Below are 505 nucleotides of genomic sequence, written 5' to 3'. Positions count from 1 at the left end.
GACGTGGGCCCAGTAGCGGGTCAGCATCACCCGCAACTCGCGCAGCACCGACGGCACCGTCGACAGCGCGGACACGCCGGTGACCTGCTCGACGTGGGCGCCGAGGAGCCCCCGCAGCATCCAGGCCAGCTCGTCCGCGGTGACCCGCGGATCGGTACGCATCCGCCAGTCCTGCAACAACTTCGAGTGCTCACCGCTGCCCGTGAACAACCCGAGCGCGATGTTGGTGTTGCGGACGTCGACGGTCAGCAGCACGGCTACACCAGCGCCGGGTTGTTCTCGAGCGTGGACAGCATCCGGGGGGTGATCAGTCCGGATCCCTCGGGGGCGTGTGCCGGGTCGCTGCCGAGCTCGACCTGCCGGTTGTCGGCGTCGACGAAGACCACCCGCGGCGCGTAGTCACGGCATTCCTGCTCGTTCATCACGCCGTAGGCAATCAGGATGACCAGGTCGCCAGGCTTGACCAGATGCGCTGCGGCACCGTTGATCCCGATCACGCCGGTGC

At 68.1% G+C, this 505-nt stretch carries 2 protein-coding genes; both read right to left on the bottom strand.

The window, feature by feature from the left end; translation table 11 throughout:
* Window positions 1-255, bottom strand: a 255-nt coding sequence (locus AC1DQC_RS20385) for a type III pantothenate kinase (protein WP_477053037.1), incomplete at its 3' end; no start/stop codon positions are given.
* A gap of 2 nt (window positions 256-257) precedes the next feature.
* Window positions 258-505: aspartate 1-decarboxylase (locus AC1DQC_RS20380; protein WP_477053036.1), on the bottom strand; the 248-nt coding region annotated here is incomplete at its 5' end.

This window comes from Cellulomonas sp. P4_H12, from assembly GCF_056400905.1.
The sequence above is the reverse complement of the archived record's forward strand: the minus strand, read 5'-3'. Positions and strand labels throughout refer to the sequence as shown.